Annotated in this window: 18 protein-coding genes and 1 pseudogene; 9 read left to right on the forward strand and 10 right to left on the reverse strand. The window is 59.8% G+C overall.

All coding sequences use genetic code 11. The features are described from left to right. Window position 1: 1 nt before the first annotated feature. From LPJGGPFB_RS22465 to LPJGGPFB_RS22480, 4 genes are all read right to left on the reverse strand, one after another. Complete coding sequence (locus LPJGGPFB_RS22465; protein WP_173422103.1) at window positions 2–1,078, reverse strand: LLM class flavin-dependent oxidoreductase; 1,077 nt, start codon at window positions 1,076–1,078, stop codon at window positions 2–4. 34 nt (window positions 1,079–1,112) lie between these two features. Further along, window positions 1,113–2,627 carry an aldehyde dehydrogenase gene (locus LPJGGPFB_RS22470; RefSeq protein ID WP_173422104.1) on the reverse strand — a complete coding sequence of 505 codons (1,515 nt, stop codon included), beginning with the start codon at window positions 2,625–2,627 and terminating at the stop codon, window positions 1,113–1,115. Between the two features lies 1 nt (window position 2,628). Continuing rightward, on the reverse strand, window positions 2,629–3,615 hold the full coding sequence (locus LPJGGPFB_RS22475) for a flavin reductase (RefSeq protein WP_173422105.1): 987 nt from the start codon (window positions 3,613–3,615) through the stop codon (window positions 2,629–2,631). Window positions 3,616–3,794: 179 nt separating this feature from the next. Further along, window positions 3,795–5,600 (reverse strand): helix-turn-helix domain-containing protein, encoded by a 1,806-nt coding sequence (locus tag LPJGGPFB_RS22480; protein ID WP_173422106.1) that lies wholly within the window; start codon window positions 5,598–5,600, stop codon window positions 3,795–3,797. Between the two features lie 170 nt (window positions 5,601–5,770). Between LPJGGPFB_RS22480 and LPJGGPFB_RS22485 the strand changes: the two genes are divergently transcribed. From LPJGGPFB_RS22485 to LPJGGPFB_RS22500, 4 genes are all read left to right on the forward strand, one after another. Further along, window positions 5,771–6,373 (forward strand): amino acid synthesis family protein, encoded by a 603-nt coding sequence (locus tag LPJGGPFB_RS22485; protein WP_173422107.1) that lies wholly within the window; start codon window positions 5,771–5,773, stop codon window positions 6,371–6,373. A 35-nt stretch (window positions 6,374–6,408) separates the two neighbouring features. Next, window positions 6,409–6,888: an Lrp/AsnC family transcriptional regulator gene (locus LPJGGPFB_RS22490; protein ID WP_173422108.1), complete on the forward strand. Its 480-nt coding sequence runs from the start codon at window positions 6,409–6,411 to the stop codon at window positions 6,886–6,888. 268 nt (window positions 6,889–7,156) lie between these two features. Next, window positions 7,157–7,834, forward strand: a complete 678-nt coding sequence (locus LPJGGPFB_RS22495; RefSeq protein ID WP_173422288.1) for a L,D-transpeptidase — start codon at window positions 7,157–7,159, stop codon at window positions 7,832–7,834. Next, window positions 7,831–8,385 (forward strand): OmpA family protein, encoded by a 555-nt coding sequence (locus LPJGGPFB_RS22500; protein WP_173422109.1) that lies wholly within the window; start codon window positions 7,831–7,833, stop codon window positions 8,383–8,385. The genes LPJGGPFB_RS22495 and LPJGGPFB_RS22500 overlap by 4 nt, the downstream gene beginning before the upstream one ends. Window positions 8,386–8,499: 114 nt before the next feature. Here the strand turns inward: LPJGGPFB_RS22500 and LPJGGPFB_RS22505 are convergent. Together LPJGGPFB_RS22505 and LPJGGPFB_RS22510 are read right to left on the reverse strand one after the other, a co-directional pair. Further along, window positions 8,500–9,043: pseudogene (locus LPJGGPFB_RS22505) on the reverse strand (LysR family substrate-binding domain-containing protein); the annotation flags it as partial. A 56-nt stretch (window positions 9,044–9,099) separates the two neighbouring features. After that, a complete protein-coding gene (locus LPJGGPFB_RS22510) occupies window positions 9,100–9,570 on the reverse strand; it encodes a BA14K family protein (RefSeq protein ID WP_173422110.1) in 471 nt (156 codons plus the stop codon). Between the two features lie 837 nt (window positions 9,571–10,407). Between LPJGGPFB_RS22510 and LPJGGPFB_RS22515 the strand changes: the two genes are divergently transcribed. The 3 genes from LPJGGPFB_RS22515 to LPJGGPFB_RS22525 all read left to right on the forward strand — a co-directional run bounded on the left by LPJGGPFB_RS22515 (window position 10,408) and on the right by LPJGGPFB_RS22525 (window position 15,010). Beyond that, complete coding sequence (locus tag LPJGGPFB_RS22515) at window positions 10,408–10,602, forward strand: hypothetical protein (RefSeq protein ID WP_173422111.1); 195 nt, start codon at window positions 10,408–10,410, stop codon at window positions 10,600–10,602. 1,335 nt (window positions 10,603–11,937) lie between these two features. Beyond that, window positions 11,938–13,776, forward strand: a complete 1,839-nt coding sequence (locus LPJGGPFB_RS22520; RefSeq protein ID WP_234903007.1) for a PBP1A family penicillin-binding protein — start codon at window positions 11,938–11,940, stop codon at window positions 13,774–13,776. A gap of 844 nt (window positions 13,777–14,620) precedes the next feature. Beyond that, entirely contained in the window at window positions 14,621–15,010 is a 390-nt protein-coding gene (locus LPJGGPFB_RS22525) for a hypothetical protein (protein WP_173422112.1), read from the forward strand. A gap of 231 nt (window positions 15,011–15,241) precedes the next feature. Here the strand turns inward: LPJGGPFB_RS22525 and LPJGGPFB_RS22530 are convergent, their stop codons facing one another. Then, window positions 15,242–15,736 carry a YciE/YciF ferroxidase family protein gene (locus LPJGGPFB_RS22530; RefSeq protein WP_173422290.1) on the reverse strand — a complete coding sequence of 165 codons (495 nt, stop codon included), beginning with the start codon at window positions 15,734–15,736 and terminating at the stop codon, window positions 15,242–15,244. 205 nt (window positions 15,737–15,941) lie between these two features. Next, window positions 15,942–16,613, reverse strand: a complete 672-nt coding sequence (locus LPJGGPFB_RS22535) for a hypothetical protein (RefSeq protein ID WP_173422113.1) — start codon at window positions 16,611–16,613, stop codon at window positions 15,942–15,944. A gap of 276 nt (window positions 16,614–16,889) precedes the next feature. Between LPJGGPFB_RS22535 and LPJGGPFB_RS22540 the strand changes: the two genes are divergently transcribed. Together LPJGGPFB_RS22540 and LPJGGPFB_RS22545 are read left to right on the forward strand one after the other, a co-directional pair. Continuing rightward, the gene (locus LPJGGPFB_RS22540; RefSeq protein ID WP_173422114.1) at window positions 16,890–18,284 is read left to right on the forward strand and encodes a sensor histidine kinase; all 1,395 of its coding nucleotides are present in this window, start codon (window positions 16,890–16,892) and stop codon (window positions 18,282–18,284) included. Continuing rightward, a complete protein-coding gene (locus LPJGGPFB_RS22545; protein WP_173422115.1) occupies window positions 18,281–18,937 on the forward strand; it encodes a LuxR C-terminal-related transcriptional regulator in 657 nt (218 codons plus the stop codon). The genes LPJGGPFB_RS22540 and LPJGGPFB_RS22545 overlap by 4 nt, the downstream gene beginning before the upstream one ends. On the opposite strand, the gene LPJGGPFB_RS22550 is transcribed toward LPJGGPFB_RS22545, so the two are convergent. Then, entirely contained in the window at window positions 18,927–19,403 is a 477-nt protein-coding gene (locus LPJGGPFB_RS22550) for a hypothetical protein (RefSeq protein WP_173422116.1), read from the reverse strand. The two genes, LPJGGPFB_RS22545 and LPJGGPFB_RS22550, sit on opposite strands and share 11 nt — an antisense overlap. 139 nt (window positions 19,404–19,542) lie before the next feature. Continuing rightward, on the reverse strand, window positions 19,543–19,845 hold the full coding sequence (locus LPJGGPFB_RS22555; RefSeq protein WP_173422117.1) for a hypothetical protein: 303 nt from the start codon (window positions 19,843–19,845) through the stop codon (window positions 19,543–19,545). Between the last annotated feature and the right edge of the window lie 52 nt (window positions 19,846–19,897).

A 19,897-nucleotide genomic window follows, 5' to 3' on the forward strand; every position in this document is an offset into this window, starting at 1 on the left:
GTCAGCGTCCCACCGCGACGCGCTTCTGCTCATTTTCGCGGGCTGCGAAGAAGGGCATGATTTCGGTGATGAACAGCTCAAGCGTGCGCTTCTGCAATTCGAAGGGCAGGTTGAAGGTCAGGCCGAGGCAATATTGATCGACGCCGGCGGCCTCGTAGGCGAGCAGCTTCTCGATCGCCTCGTCCGGAGTCCCGAACATCAGGTTCTTGCGGATATTTTCCGGATTGTAGTTATCCTTGCCCTTGACCGCTTCGTAAGGCACGGCTTCGGGGAACCCGTTGTGTACCGCGCCAATGTTCTGCATCAGGTTTTCGAAGGCGCGGCCGTAGTCCATGCTGCGCTTGACGGCGAGTTCCCAACCATCCGGCCTGTCGTAGACGCAGGTCCGGCGCTGCATCATGAAGCGCGGCCGCGGCACTTCCGGGTGGTCAGCGACCGCCTTGCGGAACTTGTCGGACAGTACCTGAATTTCTGCGGCTGGCGCAGAGAGCGGCGTTGACAGGATGCTGGCGCCGTTGGCGACCGCCCAGTCGAAGGTTCCAGGATCGCGCGCCGCCACCCAGATTGGCGGATGGGGTTGCTGCAGGGGTTTTGGCACCGCCGCAGTGACCGGAAAATTCCAGTATTGCCCCTCATGCGCATAGTCGCCGGACCAGAGCTTTTTAACCGCCGGCACGATCTCCTTCATGTAGGCGACGCCTTCCTGCTGCGGCATGCCTCCTGCCATGCGGTCGAACTCGTATTGGTAGGAACCGCGCGCGATACCGAACTCCAGGCGACCATTGGTCAGGTGGTCGCAAAGCGCCGACTCGCCTGCGAGCCGGATCGGGTTCCAGTAGGGTGCCACCAGCGTGGATGTGCCCAACCGGATGCGATCGGTGTGCTGGGCAAGCCAGACCAGCGTCTGGAACGGGTTCGGCGAGATCGTGCATTCAAGCGTATGGTGTTCAGCCGTCCAGAGGGCCTCGAAACCACCTTCGTCGGCAATTCGCGCGAGCTGAAGCAGGTTGCTTTTCACCCGCTCCATCGGCACGTCCGGTGAGAAGCGTTCCATCGTGAGGGAGACTGCGAACTTCATGGTTTCTGCCTTTCCTGTGCCCGTGCTTCTGCTGTTATTTCAGGCGAATGATGAAGGGGTCCTGCATGGCGCCGGAGTAGTCGACGATGACGTTCTTCAGCCGCGAGAACTCGTGCATGACCTCGAAGCCGCCGCGCCGGCCGTAGCCACTTTCCTTGAAGCCGCCGTTGGCGGACATGAACGAGGCGGAGCGATAGGTGTTGATCCAGACCGTGCCGGCGTCGATCCGGTTGGCGAAACGCAGCGCCCGATCGATGTCCTTGGTCCAGATGCCGGATGCGAGGCCATAGCGCGTGTCGTTGGCAAGCTCGATCATCTCCTCCTCGTCACGGAACGGCATGACACCGACCACCGGGCCGAAGAGTTCGTCACGCATGAAGGACATGTCGTTTTGCGCATCGATCATGACGGTCGGCTCGAAGTACCAGCCTCCCTCGGCAAGCCCTTCCCTCTCAGGGCGGCGGCCGCCGGTTGCGATCTTCGCCCCTTCCTTGACGCCGGACACGATGTATCCTTCCACCTTCGAGAGCTGGTCGGCGAGCGCCAGCGGACCGATATCCGTGTCGTCGACCGTCGGCAGGCCGACGCGGATGCGTTCGGTCCTGGCAACGAGCGCATCGATGAACTTGCCGTAGACGCGCGCCTCGACGAAGCATCGTGAACCGGCCACGCAGGTCTGACCGGCCGCGGCAAAGACACCAGAGACGACGCCGTTCACAGCGTGCTCGATGTCAACGTCACCGAAGACCACATTGGGAGACTTGCCGCCGAGCTCCATCGAGCAGGGAACAAGGTTCTCGGCCGCATTTCCAGCGATGCGCCGGCCAGTGGCCGTGCTGCCCGTAAAGACATACTTAGCGACACCGGGATGACGGGTCAGCGCCTCGCCGGCGCTTTTTCCCGTACCCGTCACGATATTGACGACACCGGCCGGGAAGCCCGCATCGTGGATCAATTCAGCAAGCGCCAGCGTCGAGACCGTTGCGTGTTCCGAGGGCTTGATGACGACGGTGTTGCCGATCGCAAGGCTAGGCGCCAGCGTGCCGGTCAAGAGCATCAGCGGCGAGTTCCACGGCGTGATCATGCCGACGACGCCCAAGGGCTCGCGAAGATTGAAGTTCAACGTATCGAGCCGGTTGATCGGGATCGTTTCGCCCTGCAGCTTGTCGGCCATGCCGGCGAAGTAGTAGTAGCTGTCGGGCATGGCGCGCATCTGCGCCCGGGTTTCCTTGAGCAGCTTGCCATTGTCGCGCGTCTCGATTTCCGCGAGCGTATCGGCGTTGGCGCGGACGAGTTCGGCAAGCCGGCGCATCAGCGCGCCGCGATCGGTCTGTGTCATGCGCCGCCAGTCCGGGTTGCGAAAGGCGGCGTTGGCGGCGGCCACGGCGGCCTCGACATCATCAGCATCCGCCTCGGCAAAGTGATACCAGGGCTCACCCGTCGTCGGATCGAAGCTAGGTATGTACTTGCCGTTCTTCGGCGCCACGAACTGCCCGCCGATAAACAGGGGCTGGCGCGAGCCTTCAATGGAACTGACTGTCGTTTTCATGTCATTGTCCTTGGTCTTGGGAGGCCTGAAGCCAGGCACGGGCTTCACCGTCGATCATCGCGACGCGGCCGCCGTCATTGCTATCCATGTAGATGCCAAAGCGTCCCGCCTGCCGCTCACGCACATAGCGCCGCAGCATGGATCGCAGTTCGTGGGTGCCGATCGCGTCGTAAGGCAGATCGTCGAGAGAAAAGAACCGGAGATCACCGGGCACATTTGTCCCCTCACCGGCGAGCCGCGCGCGGTAGACGAGATAGCCAGGATCGCTGTCGGCGACGTCGAAGACGGAGTAGAGGAAGGTCTCCTCCGGCACGAGACGAAGCGCATCGCCACCATCGACGACGAGCTGGCTATCCGCCTTGCGACGCCGCGCCGAGGGCAACACCCATCCCCCCTTGCCATCCGCGCGCAGCAACAGGCGATCACCCGCTTCGATCAGGTAGCCGATGATCATTCCATGAGAAGCAAGCCAGCCGTTCGGCAGCGGATCCTTGACGCTCGCATAGCGGCCGCGACAGAAACCGAGCGGCGCGGTCGGGCTCGTCCCGAAAGCGCGCACCTGGCCGATCAGAACCGCATGGTCGCCGGCATCGACCGTGCTGAAGGTGGTGCAGTCGAACCAGGTCAGGCTATCGGTCAGCACCGGCGCGCCTGTGTGAATGTTGTCGTGCGTCACCGACTGGAATTTGTCTTGCGCCTTGGAGGCAAAGGTACCGGAGACGTCGACCTGTCCCTCGTGCAGGATGTTGACTGCAAAACATCCCGCGCTGGTGAAGGCTTGGTAGCTCGATGCCGACTTCGCGACGCAGACCAGAAGCAACGGTGGATCGAGTGAGACGGAGGTAAAGGAGTTCGCCGTCATGCCGCGAGGCATGCCATCCTCGTCGCGGGTCGTGATAACAGTGACACCGGTCACGAAAGTCCCGAAGGCGCGGCGCAGCGCAATGGGATCTATCGGCGTGTCCGTCGATGCATCTTCGATCACCATGCGTTCGTACCTCCTCTCGATTACATTGAGAGGAGGCTATCGTGGCGATCACGGCTGTTCTTCCGTGACTTCATAGGAAGAGATCGAGAACTTCTTCACCGATCCCTAGCAGGGCAACAGAAGCCAAAAAACAGCATGGCGACCCTATCGCAAGGGGTACTTCAGCGGGATGAGAAATATCAGGCGCGTGCCGAGGAACGGTTGTCGATGACACCGTGCAGGCGAAGGGCGAGTTCGACGGCAAATCGCTTTTCCGGCGTCTCGATATCGATGCCGAAGAGTTCCTGAATCCGCGTCAGGCGGTAGCGCAGCGTGGTGACGTGCAGACCCATCGTATCTGCGCAGGCCTGGCTACGGCACCCCTCCTGCAGATAGATCGACAAGGTCTCGAGATAGGGCGTTCCGTTTTCGCGATCGTGGTCGGCGATCGCGCCGATGCTTTCTTGGACGAAGCCGCGCACATCGCCCGCGTCGCAGGCTGCTACCAGCATCGGAAGGGGACCGAAATCCTGGGCCGATATCGCCCCGTTCAAGCCGAAGGAGCGACCGATCCCGATCATGCGCGTGCAACGCTCCCAGGCGGCAGGATAGTCACCAAGCGTGGAGCAACGATTGCCGACCACTACGATCGGTTCCTCGTCGAAGTAACGACCGAGTTCTTCGGCAATGCGGCGCGTGAGCTTCGCCATACGCTCCTGTCGCTTGCCGGTTTCCGGCGGAACCAGGCAAACCACTCCGCCGTCGATGGCAACAAGGTTCGCTTGCATCGACGCCTGCTGCAGGATGCGTGATAGCGTGTGCTCGACATCGACGGACGCGCCGCCGAACGCCTTGGTCTTTTCCGGGAAATCGACGACGATCATCTGCTGCGGGGCGGCGAAACTGAACCCCAGACGCTGCGCACGCTGGGATATGTCGTTCGCGTTGCGCCAACGCCCTTCGACCACCTCGAAGAAGAGCTCGGTCTGCGTCCGTGTCTCAAAACGAAAGCGAATAAAGCTGCGCATCATCTGCACGCTCAGCGCAAACTTGGCGCTGTCGAGCATCAGGAGGTCGAGTTCGCTGAACTCCCGCAATGTCGGAAAGATGATCAGCGCCCCGACGAGCTGCATATCGACCATCAGCCCCTCGATACGCGCGCTGATCCGGAAGCGCTGCTTGCCGTCATCCAGGAACAGGCTCGTTCCCTCGGTCGTCCCCTTCTCGACAGCGTCACGCGCTGCTTTCATCAGCGGCCGGGCAAGGACGGTCGAGGCCGCTTCCTGCCAACCAGCATCGTCGAACAAGGTCACATTCGGCGACTTGCCCGCCATGACCTGGTTCGCGGTGAAATCGACGACGACCGTCGGATTGGGAAGCATCGTTCCAACCATGGCCGAGAGCGACGAAACCGAACCGTCGGTCAGCACATGTTCCAGAAGCGACGTATGCGCCTTCAATGCGCGCTCCAGACGCTGGGCCGAGACCTTCTGCGCTTCCAGCTGATGTTCGCGCTCGACGGCGACGGCGCCCAGGTGAATGATCGTGCCGAGAAAGGCGAGATCGTCCTCGGTAACATCCGTCACCTGCCTTGCGATGACGCTCAGGACCATCGGCCGGCCTTCCGCATCGCTGCAGTTCATCGGCATGACGAGAACGGTGCGATAGTCGCGCTCGAAGGCTTCCTTGCGGTAGCCTGGAAACTCGGCGGTTTCGCGCGCGTCGCGGATGTAGACGGGTTCGTTTCGTTGCAGCGCGATCAGGGAAGGACTTGTCGCTAGTTCCCATTTGTCGGGCAGCGCCCGCTGGATCAACGTCGGATCGTAGCGCACGATGACATGCGCATAACCATGAGCGGCATCGATGCCCATGATCGACCCCAGAGACCAGTTCGCATGGCGACAGGCGGCCGCAATGAGCTGCTGCAGCACTGTCTGAAGATCGCCGCCACTGTTGATCTGACTGGCGACGTCGCGGAGCGCCAGTATCCGGGACTTCTGATCCAAGTCGTCTCGCCTCTTGACATTCATCAAGCAACCATGCGCGTGCCGAAGGCCAAAGTCTACTCTGCTTCGTTGAAGCCGATGCGCACATCATCCGACGAAACGTAGGAAGCGTCATTCGGCGATCCCGCTAGGGTGCGAGACAATCCCAACAAACAGCAACGGCACATCCCATGACGATCGGCATTCGAAAATTCTACACTTTCCTGGAAGAGACATTGGTGGAAGGCGGCAAGGCAGCGCCCCGTCCCGTCAATATCGTCGTGGTCGCGGCGGTGATCCACAACCCCTGGGCCGGCCGCGGATTTGTCGAAGACCTCAGGCCAGAAATCATTCGCATTGCCAGTGAGCTCAGCCACGAAATGACGAGCCGGCTGCTTCGGCAAATGGAGCCCGAGCGGATCGAGGCTTGCGGCAAGGCAGCTGCAGTCGGCGTTAACGGTGAAATCGAGCACGCCTCGGCGATGATCCATACGCTGCGCTTCGGCAATCCCTTCCGCGAGGCGATCGGCGGTACGAACTATCTAGAATTCGCGAACACCCGCAACGCAGCCGGCGCGCTGCTTTGCCTGCCGATGATGCACAAGAGCGAGAGCGGCAAACGATCGCATTTCCTGACGGCCAATTTCCAGATCGCCGACGCGCCGGGTCCCGATGAGATCATCGTTGCAATCGGTGCCTCAGACAGCGGCCGCGCCCATGCCCGCATTGCCGACCGCTTCCAGGACATCGCCGAAATGGATGCCGAAAAGGCCGCGCTGCGCGCCAAGGTCTGAAGTGAGCTGACAGGCAAGTTGTGTGGGAGTTTGTGATGAGGCTTGATGCGACCGACCTGCGCATTCTCGATGCCATCCAGCGAGACGGCCGCATCACCAAACTTGCGCTCGCCGATAAGGCGGGCCTGTCTCCCACGGCCTGCTGGATGCGGCTGCGCAAGTTCGAAAAGGCTGGCATTATCAGCGGCTACCATGCGCATGTGGCATTGCGGCGGCTGGCCCCGGTTGCAAGCTTATTGGTGGAGCTAACGCTCGCCAACCACCGCCAGGCTGACTTCGACCGGTTCGAACGAGCCGTCCGCGACGTTCCAGAAATCGTCTGCTGCTGGTCGGTTGGCGGCGGCGTCGACTACATCCTGAAAATTGTCGCCGCCGACATCGACGCCTATCAGCGCCTGATCGATGCGCTGCTTGACCGGGAGCTCGGCATCGCTCGCTATTTCACCTACATCGTTACCAAGACTGTCAAGGAAGAACCCGTACTTCCCTTGGCTATGCTGGTGGACGAGGCCTAGAACGGGTCGTAGACACACGCACCATTGATGAAGACAGTGACATGTCAACGCCGTTTGAGAACGCCCACCTCGCCGAGCGCTGGGCAAAGCGCGGCCGCGGCCCTGTCTATTGATCATGATGGACACCCCGACGTTACGATCCCCGGTGGTCGGCACGCAGGAATAGGTGCAATCACCTCTCTGGAGATGCCGGGGAATTTTATATTGTAGAAAATTACCAATCTGTTTTACTGCGGCTCGCTGCTTGGCTTTTCGGGGGATATTGCCGATGGAATGCACCCGCAGGGATATTATGCTTGGTGGTCTGGCCCTGCTAAGCGCCGGCGCAATCCAAAAACCGGTCTTCGCTGCGGCGACGTCCTATTTTTCCGGCCCTGCAGTCGACAATGGTGTGACCTACCGAAGCACGAATTTCGCCAAGATCGACAGGAAATGGCAGCGTCAGGTCGTCAAATATTTCAGCACCGAGCCGATCGGCACGGTCGTTGTCGATACAAGGCACCATTTTCTCTATCTGATCATGGAGAACAAGACTGCCATCCGTTATGGCGTCGGCGTCGGGCGCGAGGGCTTCAAATGGTATGGCCGCGCTACGATCGACCGCAAATCGCTCTGGCCGCGCTGGACACCGCCGCCGGAAATGCGCGAACGTCACCCCGAACTGCCTGAGTTCGTCGACGGGGGCTCGCCGAAGAACCCGCTTGGCCCGCGCGCCATGTACCTGCTTCGTGATGGTATCGACACCGGCTATCGCTTCCACGGGACGCTGGAGCCGGGTAGTATCGGCAAGGATGCCTCCAGCGGCTGCATCCGCATGTTCAATGAAGATGCGATTGATCTTTATCAGCGCTGCCCGATCGGCACCGCCGTTCAGGTCCTGCCACACATTGCCGACAAGGCCCCCGAGGTCAGTCAAGCAACTCCGGTCACAACCCCCGTCGAATGAGGAACACCGCCCTGATGCCCGCTATGCCTGGCTATATGAGGCTGCTTTCTGCTGCGGCCATTCTCCTGACGCTGACCGCCTGCAACACCACCGAGATTGCTGCGGTCGAAGAACCAGCCGCGGTGCCGATGACCGGAAGAACCGACGATCCGGCTCCCGGCTTCGAGACTGTCTCGGCTGGCAGCGAGGAGGATTTCATCCTCAATGTCGGCCGCCGAACCTATTTCACGCAGGATTCGGCCGCGCTCGACCCCGTCGCCAAGGCAACTCTGGACAAGCAGGCGACCTGGCTCAACAGCAATCCGCGCTGGCTGGTCAAGCTGCAGGGCTTCTCCGACGACAGCGGCTCCGCCTCGAAGATGGCGGATCTGTCGCAGCAGCGCGCCGATGTGGCGATGGCCTATCTTGCCTCGAAGGGCGTTGACCCCAGCCGCATGTGGGCCAAGGGCTATGGCAACGACCGCGAGGTGCGCGACTGCGCGGAGCGTTCCTGCAAGGTGCAGAATCGGCGCGTGGTCTCCAATCTTCGCGCAGAACGGGACACACTCTGAGAGGCAGGTGTCCAGGAAGCGTCGCCTTGTTAACTACCTTAGTAGAGAGGCTACCGGCAAACCCCTCCGTTTGATAAGGGATTGCGAACAGGAGCAACCTTGGCCACCTCGCCCTCACTTCCCCGACCTGACTAACGACCGCGCGATATCGATGATGTCGTCGCGCGCTGCCGTCGGGTCGTCCTTCGACCAGGCGACACCGAGCCCGATCCGGAAGTCGACGCCCCTCACCTTCCGAAGCTCGAAGTTGCGGTTGGGCAGATCCAGCGTCCATTCCGGCGCAAAGCCGATGCCAAGTCCGGCTGACACCAGCGAGAAGGTGTCGTCACAGGTATAGGCGACACTCTTCGAAAGATCGTGCTCCTCGAACTTCTCCGCGAAATAGCGAGAGGTTCTGCCGCGAGAACGAGATGATCTTTTCGCCCTTTAGATCCTCGAAGCCGATCTCACTTCGGGTAAGCAGCGCGCTCTTCTTCTCCATCGCCAGCAGGTAGCGCTCATGCGCGATCGAGAAGAAACGGACCGAGCCGATGTTTTCGACCGGGCGAATAAAATCGAGATTAATTTGGCCGTTCTCGAGCCCGCGGATGATGTCGTTGGTCGAGCCACTGGAAATATGCAGCTCGATATCGGGATACTTGCGGCCGATGCGGGCTACCGAATGTAAAGCATCGAAAGCGGCACGGCTCATTCCCGGAGCGAGAGGCGTCCTGATCAATAATACGGCGACACACATTCCTGGCGTTGTCCATAATAGGGCTGGAAGGTGTTGTCGTAGGCTCTGTATGACCGATACCGGTCAAAGCACCATTCGACATGCGCTGATGGCGCGTTGGAATAGACCCTGCGGGGAGGTGAGGCGATCGCACCACCGATAACCACTCCAGCTCCGAAAGCAGCGAGAGGGTACCACCACCCGTCACTGTGTCGACGATACCCGTCCCGACGGTAACGGTAACCCTGGTGGCCATTGTAATAGCCGTATCGCGGGCCCACATCGTAACGATAGCCATTGTACCCCCGTGAGCGCGGCGGGCCACCGTAGTGACCTGGCTTGTGGTGGACAAACTCGACGGACTGAGAGAGAGACTTGCCGCCCGTAACAGGAGACATAGGCACGGCCTGAGCCGAGACCGCCGACAATGCCGTAGCGGCTGCTACGAATATTGTACCTATTGTTTTCATGACTTCACCCAAAAGCTTCCTGCTAAGAGATGTCTGTGATTAGTACGCGCCACTAACGGGCTGCGCGTGGAATTCGGGCTGACTTCCGATGGTGAACAGAGCGAAGCCGCTTACCCAATCACTTAGCGCCAAGAATATCGCGTGCCATAGGACCTCAGTCCTATGGCCGCCCCGCAAAGGTCCTATATGCCGCTCGAGCCGGTCGGCTCTACGAGGGTGGAGGCGATCTCGCTTGGTTGCGCCGAATTCGGGCGGGATCCGGAGATTTCAGTGCGGAGCCTACGCCCGCATATCGACAACGTCGCGACGGGATTGTCCTCACCTCGTGGGTTTCTCGTGCATGTATTCGCGCACGCTTCTTGAAGTGCTCGGTGCCGTTACATAGTATCGGTAACTATATGTAAATCTGCGCCCCTCAATCAGAAGTACTATAACTTTAGTGATAGGAAACCATCCAATTCTCTACTTGAGGACGTTGCGCGACTTGGTGACTTCGGCGCACAACGTGGAGCCAGTCTCCAGCCCTGACGAGGGAGCGATCCTGGCGGTGCATGTCGACCCGTCGAGCCTGCACAAGCTGACCCGTGGTGGCCCTGACTGGACACATAGTTCCCCACGATAGAGGCACTCGGCCCATCGGCGATGATCCCTGAAGGCGAGGCGGCGGTGCTCGTCGATGTCGGCAGCGGTTGTTGCAGGCGGCGCTCGGCGGCCGGGCTGCAAGCGTATCCGCGGTGAGCCGCCACTGAACTTTGGAGTTAAACGAAGCTTCGCCTGACCATCGTCTGAAAGGCCCGCAGACTAGGGTCGCCCCCCCCATGCGACTGAAGTCTGGCCATGGAACGGCCAGGGGGTAGCGACTGGCTGGTTGGTGACAAACACCTGTCAGAAAAAGTCGTCGGCCGACTGGAGCAGTCTCATCTCGTCGAAGAGAGCTTCGTGCGTGGCGAGCCGTTGCTGACGATCGTTGGGCAGGCGATCAAGGGTCGGCTGCAAAAGTGTTCTCGCGTGCGATTGCTGCCAGCCGAATGAAAGGCGGCCTCCATGCAGAACTTGTCTCCCTCAGAGAAGAGATTGGTTGCAGCTCCAACACGCGCATGAGATGAAGCGTGGCAGCGAAATAGCTTGTCCTGCAGGAACATCCTCGCGATCGGAGCGATGATAGCGGCGATGCGGGTTGAAGCAACCAATAGCCCGGCTCCTTCGTAGCCCCCATTCGCGGGTAAAGCCTCATCGGGCCGGTCGTGAAATGGCGCGCAGACGCTGCCTTAGAAGTCAGTACAGCATCCGAGCTCGGCGTTGCGCTCAGCCGAGGCGCGGGCAACCGGGCCTATTGGCAAATGCCACGGTCACGAACCGCCCACGTCGCTCACCGTCAACAACGATCTGTCGGCGTGTTACCGCCTGGATCTCAGGATCTCGTACACCAAGTCGCGATGCGCGACGAAGCGCCTGCCGTTCGCTACAACCCGGCCGCTCATATTCCTCGTCGTAGTATCGGCGGTCTCGGTCTTGATCGCGGAACTGCATGTGTCCGGTCGCCCATCCGGACCTATATAGAGATCCAATGATTGCGCCGATGACGTCGATGAAAGGGCAGAAAGGGCGCCCACTGCCAGCAGGCCCGCTGCCAGAAAATTGTGAAGGGACTTTCGCATGTCCGCCTCCTCAGTAAAGTTCAATTGACCATTGAGAACTGAACGATGAAGGACCGGTAAGGTTCCCGATATCTCTGGCGCTTCGTTCCCCGTCGCAAAGACTGGGAACGCAAATCTCGTCGACCGCGTGAGCAGCCGCTCCGGTCAACGCCTTTCTTCCGCCTTTTCCCGCGCTAAATCCTAGATGCAACAACAGCGCCGGCAGGAAATGAATAATTCCTCAGACAACTCAAATCGGACCGATGAGCAAAATGCCGCCTCCGGCGCCGAACCAGAACACCTTGGAGTGTCCGTTGAGGCAGTTCTCAGCTCCAATGACGGCAGAACAGAAAACGGGTCTTCTCCGCAACGAGGTGCGGAAATCACGGCGCCGCATCCTTTGGCGTTCACGGAAAGCAAGCTCGCGCTTCGCCATCTCGCATCTGCATTTCGACGTGATCTCGGCACGATCGGACGGCATTTCGAGACAGTTTCATCCGCGCTGATCAACACGATCAAATCGGCAGCGAGCGCTCTGGGCGCACGAATGCCGCACGGTATGAAGTTGAAGGCGGCGACCACGCTGTCTTCCGTGACCAGAGGCATACCCGGTGCGATAGGCGCCATCACCACGCCGGTATGGTTTCGTTTCCTGCGAGCTCCGCTACGGTCATGGAAGGTCGGTATTGCGACGGTGCTGCTGAGCGTCTTGATCTTGGCGATCGGAACGATGACGTGGGCACTGAAGGACGTGCCCTGGAGAGAAATTGCCGATGGCTCTCTGAAACCGATTGTGGTACTTGAAGCCGCTGACGGCAATCCGATCGTAAGGCAGGGCCCCTTCCAGGGTCGCTACGCCCGATACGAGGAATTCCCCGTACATTTGCTCGATGCAGTGCTTTCAATCGAAGATCGCCGGTTCATGGATCACTACGGCGTCGACGCTAGAGGGATCATGCGGGCGATACTCAGAAACTTCCAGGCCGGCACGGTCGTCCAGGGCGGCAGCACCATTACCCAGCAGCTCATCAAGCTGCAGTATCTTGAAAGCGATCGTACGCTGAAGCGCAAACTGCAGGAGTTGGTCGTCGCATTCTGGCTCGAGTGGAAACTGGGCAAGCGCGAGATCCTGACGCGGTACTTGAATTCCGTTTACCTTGGGGCAGGCGCGACGGGAATGCCGGCGGCGGCGCGGATCTACTTCAACAAGGATATCGCCGCACTCAGCGTGCAGGAGGCCGCCATGCTTGCCGGTCTCCTGAAGGCGCCGAGCCAATTGAATCCGATCGACAATTTTGACGCCGCACGTGAACGGACGGCAACGGTCCTGGACGCGATGGTAACAAACGGAAAGTTGGGGTCAGAGGACGCGATCGCCGCGAAAGCAGAGTTTGCTGAGTTGCACCCAACCAGCCCGACCCCGCGCCTGGGCAGCTGGTTCGCAGACTGGATCTCACCCCAGGCCGGCGAAATTGCGGGAGCCTCTCCAGGTTTGACAACAGTGCGCACGACGCTGGTACCCCACCTTCAACAACTCGCCGAGGAGGTGGTGGCCCGCAATCTTGACAAGGACGGGAAAGCGGTAGGTGCGTCGCAGGCAGCGCTTGTGGCGATGACGCCGGATGGAGCGGTGGTCGCCATGGTCGGTGGACGAGACTACAAGATCAGCCAGTTCAATCGCGCCGTCTCCGCCAAGAGGCAGCCCGGCTCAACATTCAAGCTATTCGTCTTTTATGCAGCCCTCAAGAACGGGCTTACCCTGGGTGATAGGGTCTTCGATGGTCCGATTGAAATCGACGGTTGGTCGCCGCAAAACTCGACCGGCCGCTACCGCGGTTGGGTGACACTTGCCGAAGCCTTCGCCCGATCCTTGAATGGCGCGACCGTCGCGCTGGCGCAGGACGTGGGCGTCGAGAATGTTATCGCCGCCGCGAGGGACCTTGGTATCGACGCTCCACTTAATCCGGTGCCGGCATTGGCGCTTGGATCATCCGAAGTCAATTTGCTTGATCTGACGGGCGCCTATGCTTCGATCCGTCTTGGCAAATCTCCTGTCGAACCTTGGGGCGTCATCGACTTTCAGGCGTCCGGCCAAACCAGGGCCTTCCGCGTCGGGCCGCTGGTTCCAGCAACTATCGATCTCGCCTCCTACCAACAGGACTTGGTGAGCCTACTGCAGCTCGTGGTCGAGCGCGGCACTGGCCAAGACGCTTCGCCGGGCGCATTTGCTGCCGGGAAGACAGGCACCAGCCAGAACAACCGCGATGCCTGGTTTGTAGGTTTTACGGAGGATCTCGTTGCGGGCGTCTGGGTCGGCAACGATGACGATACACCAATGAAAGGCGTGACCGGTGGAGCGCTTCCGGCGCGCATCTGGCGGGACTTCATGCATGCGGCTATGTCGCAACCGGCACAGCCGATTGATCCGGAGACCGGGCTCATGACAAGCCAAAGAACGCCTGCGGCATCCTGCAACATCAGAGCTTGCGCCCGGAGTTATCGATCGTTTCGGGCTTCCGATTGCACCTACCAACCCTATCGGGGAGAGCGACGGCTGTGTGAGAGGTAACGACCAGGTTGCCACTTGGCCTGGACCCATTTACCAAATACGCTCTGCGCAACCCAGACCCGATCCTGACATCGATACCCCTCACCTTCCTGCACTGAAAATTGCGGTTCTGCTGTTCGAGCGTCCAAACGGGCGCGAGCCGAACGCCAAGGCCCGCCGAGCCGGGCAGGCCATTGGCGTTAAAGTTGAAGGTCAGACATAAAGCGTCGCATCTGAGCGGCAAATCGCTGGCATCGGGCTCGACCCTGTCAGGCACCGTCGAAGGATACTCCCGCGTTGTTGCGAAGTCAGTGCTCAACGGGTCGATGTGGGCGCGCATGCGCAGTCGCATGAAATCATTTGCTACTGCCACTTCGGGACTACGCTAAGCGCAGCAACGGCTGCCTCTACCATCAGATCAACCTTGATCGAGTGATCGCCAAGAGTGCGCTGGCACCCAATGCTGCAACTAGGCTTGGGTGCTCGGCAGAACGGTGTCGGCAATTAGATGTGGAGCTCACCAGGATGCTCCGGTTGAAACCGAGGCGAGAAGTCGTACATGGGTCCTGTTATGCAGATACATTTTGCGATGTTCTTTTGCTCGGCCCGCGCGCAATTCCATCCGGTGACCCTCCCTCACTTTACGCGTCCCCCTCGAAGCATGTCACCCGCGAGTCCCTAAGGACGAGTTCCGGCTTGTCGAGCGAGCGCGACCACCGCTTCGCGATCTATCGCGAGATCAGCCAAATCCGCCTGCAACACCCGTCCACTTCCAGCTCTATTTATCGGTCGACCCGAACAACAACGTCACCATCACTTGACGCATCCGCACACTGCAATACCTTCCGTGAAGGGGGGAACAAGTATGCTCAATGAACCAGTTGACCAAAGTAACGTCGAGGACGTCATTGAGCCTGGCACCCGCTGGCTTGTGCCACAAAGCGTCGCGATAGAGATCCTTCATCCTTCGTTGCTTACAGCGCTCGAGCAACGAGGCGATACGAATGACTTTCAGGGCTTTATCACGCGGATCTACGACATGCCGCACGATATTGCGAATGGCTCCTTTCACATTGCCGTCAATCTGACAACGTCTGAGGCCGTGGGGCTGCACACCGTCAGTATGGTACTGGGCGAGAAGTATCGCGAAGAAATCGAACTTGCGATCGGACCAATCTGGGTCGATGCCGGCGGAGAAGACGAGGCGGCGACGGAACTGTACGCAATTCTGAAAGATGTCGGACGCCTCGCCTGAACTCCATCATCAAATGTGGGCGGTCCCGCGGAACTGGCAGCGTGCGGGCATCTCGTGTCCGGGTCGTCGGATTAGTCTGGCTGATCACGACGGTTACTTGATCGCTCACTTGCCGGCTTTGTGGTGTCTGCTCCTGCGCGAGCCCGCGCTATGAAACGCTGACGTGAGCAAGCAGCAGCCCGCCGCGAAATATGAAATGGAAAAGGGCGGACATTGCCGCCCTTGTTATTACTATGCGGCTTTGAAGCGCGCCGAGGTCTTGTTAATCGATGTGACGGCCAAGTTGGTGAGCTTGTTGTTGGTCGCCTTCTCCTGGTCGAGGATCTCGCTCAAAAGTTTGTGCGCCTCATCATGGCCGAGGTCCTTTGCCCATTCGCGAAGCGAACCATAGCGGGCGATCTCATAGTGTTCGACAGCTTGGCAAGCAGCCAGAAGACCGGCGTCAAGTGCCGTCCCTTCAGCCTCTTTCATCAAGCCGTCGGCCTCCTTGATCAGACCTTCGATGGCATCGCATTTTTCGCCGGATGCCGTCTTGCCGATTGACTTGAAGACCTGCTCCAACTTCTTGATCTGCTCTTTCGTTTCCGAAAGGTGGTCCTCGGCTGCCTTCTTCAGTTCGGCGCTGTTTGCGGCCTTGGCGACCTTTGGAAGCGCCTTGGTGATGGCGTTCTCGGCAAAATAAACGTCCTGCAGCGTGTGTTCGAAAATATCAGCCAGCGATTTCATAAACGTTCTCCCTTGATTGTATGCAGGGGAGAAAGCATCCAAATGCGAAATCGTTCCAGTTCGCCGGTCTAAAATGCGGTGCGCCAGGGCGACGGGGGGCAAACCGGAGCAATGCCAGCAAGAACGCCGAGCCCCAGTTGTCCACCACGACAACTGGGGCTCGGCGAATATCGGCTTGGGTCTACCTGGTTGGCCAACCGGCCTGTTAATCCACGGACGGGGGAGGAAGCGTGTCGCGGATCTGGTCTATCTTGCCAACCTCGGGTCCAACTCCAAGAATATCCTTGGCTTCGTCAAGCACCTCATCGGTAACGATGCCATCCTTCGTGAAGCTGGCCAGCGCATCGCGCAATGCCTCGTCGCTGAGAGCCGGGTCACTTGGGATGGCGTCGACGCCGTTCTCCGCTTCGAACTCGGCGTAGGCCATCGCGTACGCAGAAACCGCAGCCATACGCGGATCGTTCGAGTTGATATAGGCGTGATAGTTGCGGTTCAGCGAGCGTAGCCCCGGAGTGCCGACGCCGGCACCGACCGGTTCCGCCTTGGCCAGCTTGTCCGCTTTGGCAGGTTTTCTTGTTGTCTCGGGTGATTTGTCGCGTGTGAAGAACGACTTCAACGTCGACTTGTCGCTGGCTTTGCTGGACCGGGAGTCCTTGTTTGCGCGCGCGGCTTCCGATTTCCCATGGCTGGAACCTGAGCCCCCGCCGTGGCTGCCGCCATTTCCGTTGCCGCTCCCACCACCTCCACCGCCACCGGAATTGCCATGGCCGTCCTTGGCAAGGGCAGTGCCTGGCGCGCCGACCATCCCGCCCACCGGAAGAGTTACGGCCAAACTCAGCGCCACGACGCCACGAGCGATTGCTTTGTTGAAAACCATTAGAATTCCTCCTAGGATCGCCGCGGCACAGGGGGTTGACAAAGGCCGGGCTTGTAGAAGGTCCGAACTTATCTTGGGCAAAAGTGAGCGGCTATGCCCCCCGGACCATTGCTGCAGCCGATCGGACCTTGGTCCTATCCGGCAGACAGCCAAAGGTCCGACAAGGATTGAGAACCGATCCACAGCATTGACCGGCCTGTCCAAGCGGTTAGGCTATCGTGGGTTTGTTGTCCTACAACGACGCTGGCAACCCAGCGGTCGATCCCGGGAAGTCTCTTGCGCGCCAACCAACTCATCAAAAATTGGAACTCCCGATCGCTGGCGAGTCAGTTCCTGCTGATAGGTGGCCTCGTTGCAATCTCTGCAATGGTGCTGGTCGGTGCGTTTGTTTCACGCATTATCGAGGAGGCGGTCACGCGGAACTCCGCCGCAACCACGGCTCTTTATGTGGACAGTGTGATCGCACCGCTATTGCCCGATATGCAACGGACACAGGTGCTTGACGGTGCAGTTGCGCGCGCACTCGACGAAACGCTTGGCCAAGGAGCACTGGGGGACCGCCTTTTGTCCTTCCGGCTGTGGCGGGCAGACGGGACGGTCCTCTATTCCAGCGACGAGGCTCAAGTTGGAAAAAGGCTCGAACTCAGCGACGAGCTTCGAACGGCGTTTTCGGGCAGCATGGTGGCGCTGTTCGATCAATCAGGGGAGCAGCCCGACAGACGCCCAGCCGACATGCCGGTCCTTGAGATCTATAATCCGGTGCTGCAACCGTGGTCGGGAGCCGTCGTCGCCGTCTCGGAGTTTCATGAAGTCTCCTACGACTTTCAACACGGCCTGAAGCAAGCGCGGTTATATACCTGGCTGGCGGTCGCGGCATTTACCCTCGCCTTTTTCGTGGTCCTTTCCGCGATCGTGCTGCGAGGCAGCCGGACGATTGAAAGCCAGCGCCACGCGCTCAAGGAGCGGATCGCGGAGCTTTCGACGCTGCTTGAGCAGAACGAAGGGTTGCGCGCGAGACTTCAGCGCGCCTCGCAACGCACGACTGCGCTCAACGAAAGCCATCTGCGTCGCATCGGCGCTGATCTGCACGATGGGCCGGCTCAGTTGCTGGCCTTCGCTTCCCTGCGGCTCGACAGCGGTGCTTTCACCAACCCGAAATCGGCACGCACCGCACGCGAGCGCGTCATAGGCGAAATCAAGGAAAGTCTGGATGAGGCGATGCAGGAGATCCGGACGATCTGCAGCGGCCTCGTCCTGCCGCAGATTGAGACCGCGACCCTGCCCGAGATCTTGAAGCGGGTGGTTCACGCTCATCAACAGCGAACGGGGACGATGGTGCAGCTGTCGATTGTCGACCCACCGGCTGATATCTCGCTTTCGGCAAAAATCTGCATATACCGGTTCGTACAGGAAGCCCTCAACAACGCCTATCGTCATGCCAGAGGCGCCGGACAACGTGTCTTGCAATCGGTGACGGGTGACTACGTGACGATCGAAGTCGGCGACAATGGACCCGGCTTCGACCCCGATCGCGTCGAGCCAACCGGACTTGGTCTTGAGGGATTGAGAGAGCGTATCGAGAGTTTGGGCGGAACCTTCGAGATTATGGTCTCTACCTCCGGCACTCTCGTTCGTATGACAATCAGCACCGAGGAGACAAAAGCGGCATGACGACAGCGATACGCGTGGCCGTGGTCGACGACCATCCCTTGTTTCGAGAGGGCGTGACAAGGAGTCTGCTGGAGATCGGTGGCTTCGAGATCGTTGCTGAGGGGAGTTCCAGGGACGAAGCCCTGCTTATTGCCGAGAACCTACGTCCGGACGTCTTGCTACTGGACATCTCGATGCCCGGGGGCGGTTTGAACGCAATCCTCCCGATCCTCGAGTTGTCGCCATCACAGAAAATTATCATGCTGACCGTTTCCGAGACCAGCGACGATGTCACCGCGGCCCTTGACCGAGGCGCGCTCGGATATGTCCTTAAGGGGGTCGGCGGTCGAGCGCTTGCGGAAATCATTCGCGGCGTCGCGACGGGCGAAAGCTACGTCACTCCCGCACTCTCGGCCAAACTCCTTTCCAACCGGGCACGCGCGACAACAAACCTGACGGCCCTGGTCGCCAGCCTGACCCCGCGCGAACACGAAGTGCTGCAGTTTGTCGCCGCAGGCATGAGCAACAAGCACGTCGCCCGGAAGCTCGACCTTCAGGAAAAAACAGTAAAGCACCATATGACGCAGATCATGGCCAAACTCGGTGTCACCAACCGGACTGAGGCCGCCATGCTACTGCGCGACGCGGCCGATTGGCGTCCTCTCACGGAGTGAGGGACTTAATTCGTTTCATGTCGGCCAGCGTCGCCCTTCGGTTGATGATCATGCGCCCACGTGCATCCTTCATGATGTAGCGGCCGTCACTGATCTCCTCGCTCATGCCATCGGCATGACGCACGCCGATCCTGGCAGCACCGCCGCCGAGAGCGGCTCCCCCACCCCTGGCGCCCGTCGAACTGCCACGAGCATTGCCCCCGCTCGATTTTTCATTTCCGGATCTGCCCCCTCCGTTACCTCCGCCATTTCCTCCGCTATTGCCTCCACCGTTTCCACCACCGTTGCCCCCACCGTTACCGTTGCCACCGCCGTTGCCGTTGTTGTCCCCGCTCTTGGCGAAGGCCTCCTGGGGAACAAGCTGAAGAAGCGAACCAGCGGGCTGGAGCTTATAAGGAAACGCAAGGGTAGACAGACAAACAACCGTCGAACAGGCTGCGGCAAGTAACTTCCGACGCGTAGACATGGCATTTCCTCAGATCAGAATTTCACCCGGCCTTCGACAGGTTGTCGCGATTGTGCGATCTCCGCTATCTGACCAACCCCCGAATATGCCCGTCCCAAATACCCGCCTCGATAAACCAGGGCAATGAAGGCACGACGTTTCAAGGCTCCCCCGACCAATGCAATCCAGCAGGCAGTTGCCCCGATCCATCCGTGCTTCCGGCCCGATCCTTCATGTCGAGGGCTGACATCAACCGTTCTTCAATAAGGCGGCAAAGGATTTCAAACTCGCGGATCGTTTCTTGCCGCGGCGGTTTTTCGGCATGCAGTCTGTGCAGTTCCATCACTGCCACGCTATAGGCTTGCCATACGTCGAGAAAGGTCTCCAGATCATGGATTTTGCTTGCTGGCGCTTGTCGAACCGGCAGACAAAGAAATTGGCGCAGTGATTTCTTGATCGACATGTTCGCGACACCAGCCCGGCAGTGTACTCAGCGTGCGTAAGAAGCGGGTTGC

Origin of the sequence: Ensifer adhaerens, from assembly GCF_013283195.1 — a bacterium.
Lineage (GTDB): Bacteria > Pseudomonadota > Alphaproteobacteria > Rhizobiales > Rhizobiaceae > Ensifer > Ensifer adhaerens_G.

Excerpts from the sequence above, each read along its gene's own strand:
- LPJGGPFB_RS22490 (WP_173422108.1), top strand. The coding sequence starts at position 6,409 with ATGAGGCTTGATGCGACCGACCTGCGCATTCTCGATGCCATCCAGCGA.
- LPJGGPFB_RS22545 (WP_173422115.1), top strand. The coding sequence starts at position 18,281 with ATGACGACAGCGATACGCGTGGCCGTGGTCGACGACCATCCCTTGTTT.
- LPJGGPFB_RS22525 (WP_173422112.1), top strand. The coding sequence starts at position 14,621 with ATGCTCAATGAACCAGTTGACCAAAGTAACGTCGAGGACGTCATTGAG.
- LPJGGPFB_RS22475 (WP_173422105.1), bottom strand. The coding sequence starts at position 3,615 with ATGGTGATCGAAGATGCATCGACGGACACGCCGATAGATCCCATTGCG.
- LPJGGPFB_RS22555 (WP_173422117.1), bottom strand. The coding sequence starts at position 19,845 with ATGTCGATCAAGAAATCACTGCGCCAATTTCTTTGTCTGCCGGTTCGA.
- LPJGGPFB_RS22500 (WP_173422109.1), top strand. The coding sequence starts at position 7,831 with ATGAGGAACACCGCCCTGATGCCCGCTATGCCTGGCTATATGAGGCTG.
- LPJGGPFB_RS22530 (WP_173422290.1), bottom strand. The coding sequence starts at position 15,736 with ATGAAATCGCTGGCTGATATTTTCGAACACACGCTGCAGGACGTTTAT.
- LPJGGPFB_RS22470 (WP_173422104.1), bottom strand. The coding sequence starts at position 2,627 with ATGAAAACGACAGTCAGTTCCATTGAAGGCTCGCGCCAGCCCCTGTTT.
- LPJGGPFB_RS22485 (WP_173422107.1), top strand. The coding sequence starts at position 5,771 with ATGACGATCGGCATTCGAAAATTCTACACTTTCCTGGAAGAGACATTG.
- LPJGGPFB_RS22510 (WP_173422110.1), bottom strand. The coding sequence starts at position 9,570 with ATGAAAACAATAGGTACAATATTCGTAGCAGCCGCTACGGCATTGTCG.
- LPJGGPFB_RS22550 (WP_173422116.1), bottom strand. The coding sequence starts at position 19,403 with ATGTCTACGCGTCGGAAGTTACTTGCCGCAGCCTGTTCGACGGTTGTT.
- LPJGGPFB_RS22515 (WP_173422111.1), top strand. The coding sequence starts at position 10,408 with ATGGAACGGCCAGGGGGTAGCGACTGGCTGGTTGGTGACAAACACCTG.
- LPJGGPFB_RS22465 (WP_173422103.1), bottom strand. The coding sequence starts at position 1,078 with ATGAAGTTCGCAGTCTCCCTCACGATGGAACGCTTCTCACCGGACGTG.
- LPJGGPFB_RS22520 (WP_234903007.1), top strand. The coding sequence starts at position 11,938 with ATGACGTGGGCACTGAAGGACGTGCCCTGGAGAGAAATTGCCGATGGC.
- LPJGGPFB_RS22495 (WP_173422288.1), top strand. The coding sequence starts at position 7,157 with ATGGAATGCACCCGCAGGGATATTATGCTTGGTGGTCTGGCCCTGCTA.
- LPJGGPFB_RS22535 (WP_173422113.1), bottom strand. The coding sequence starts at position 16,613 with ATGGTTTTCAACAAAGCAATCGCTCGTGGCGTCGTGGCGCTGAGTTTG.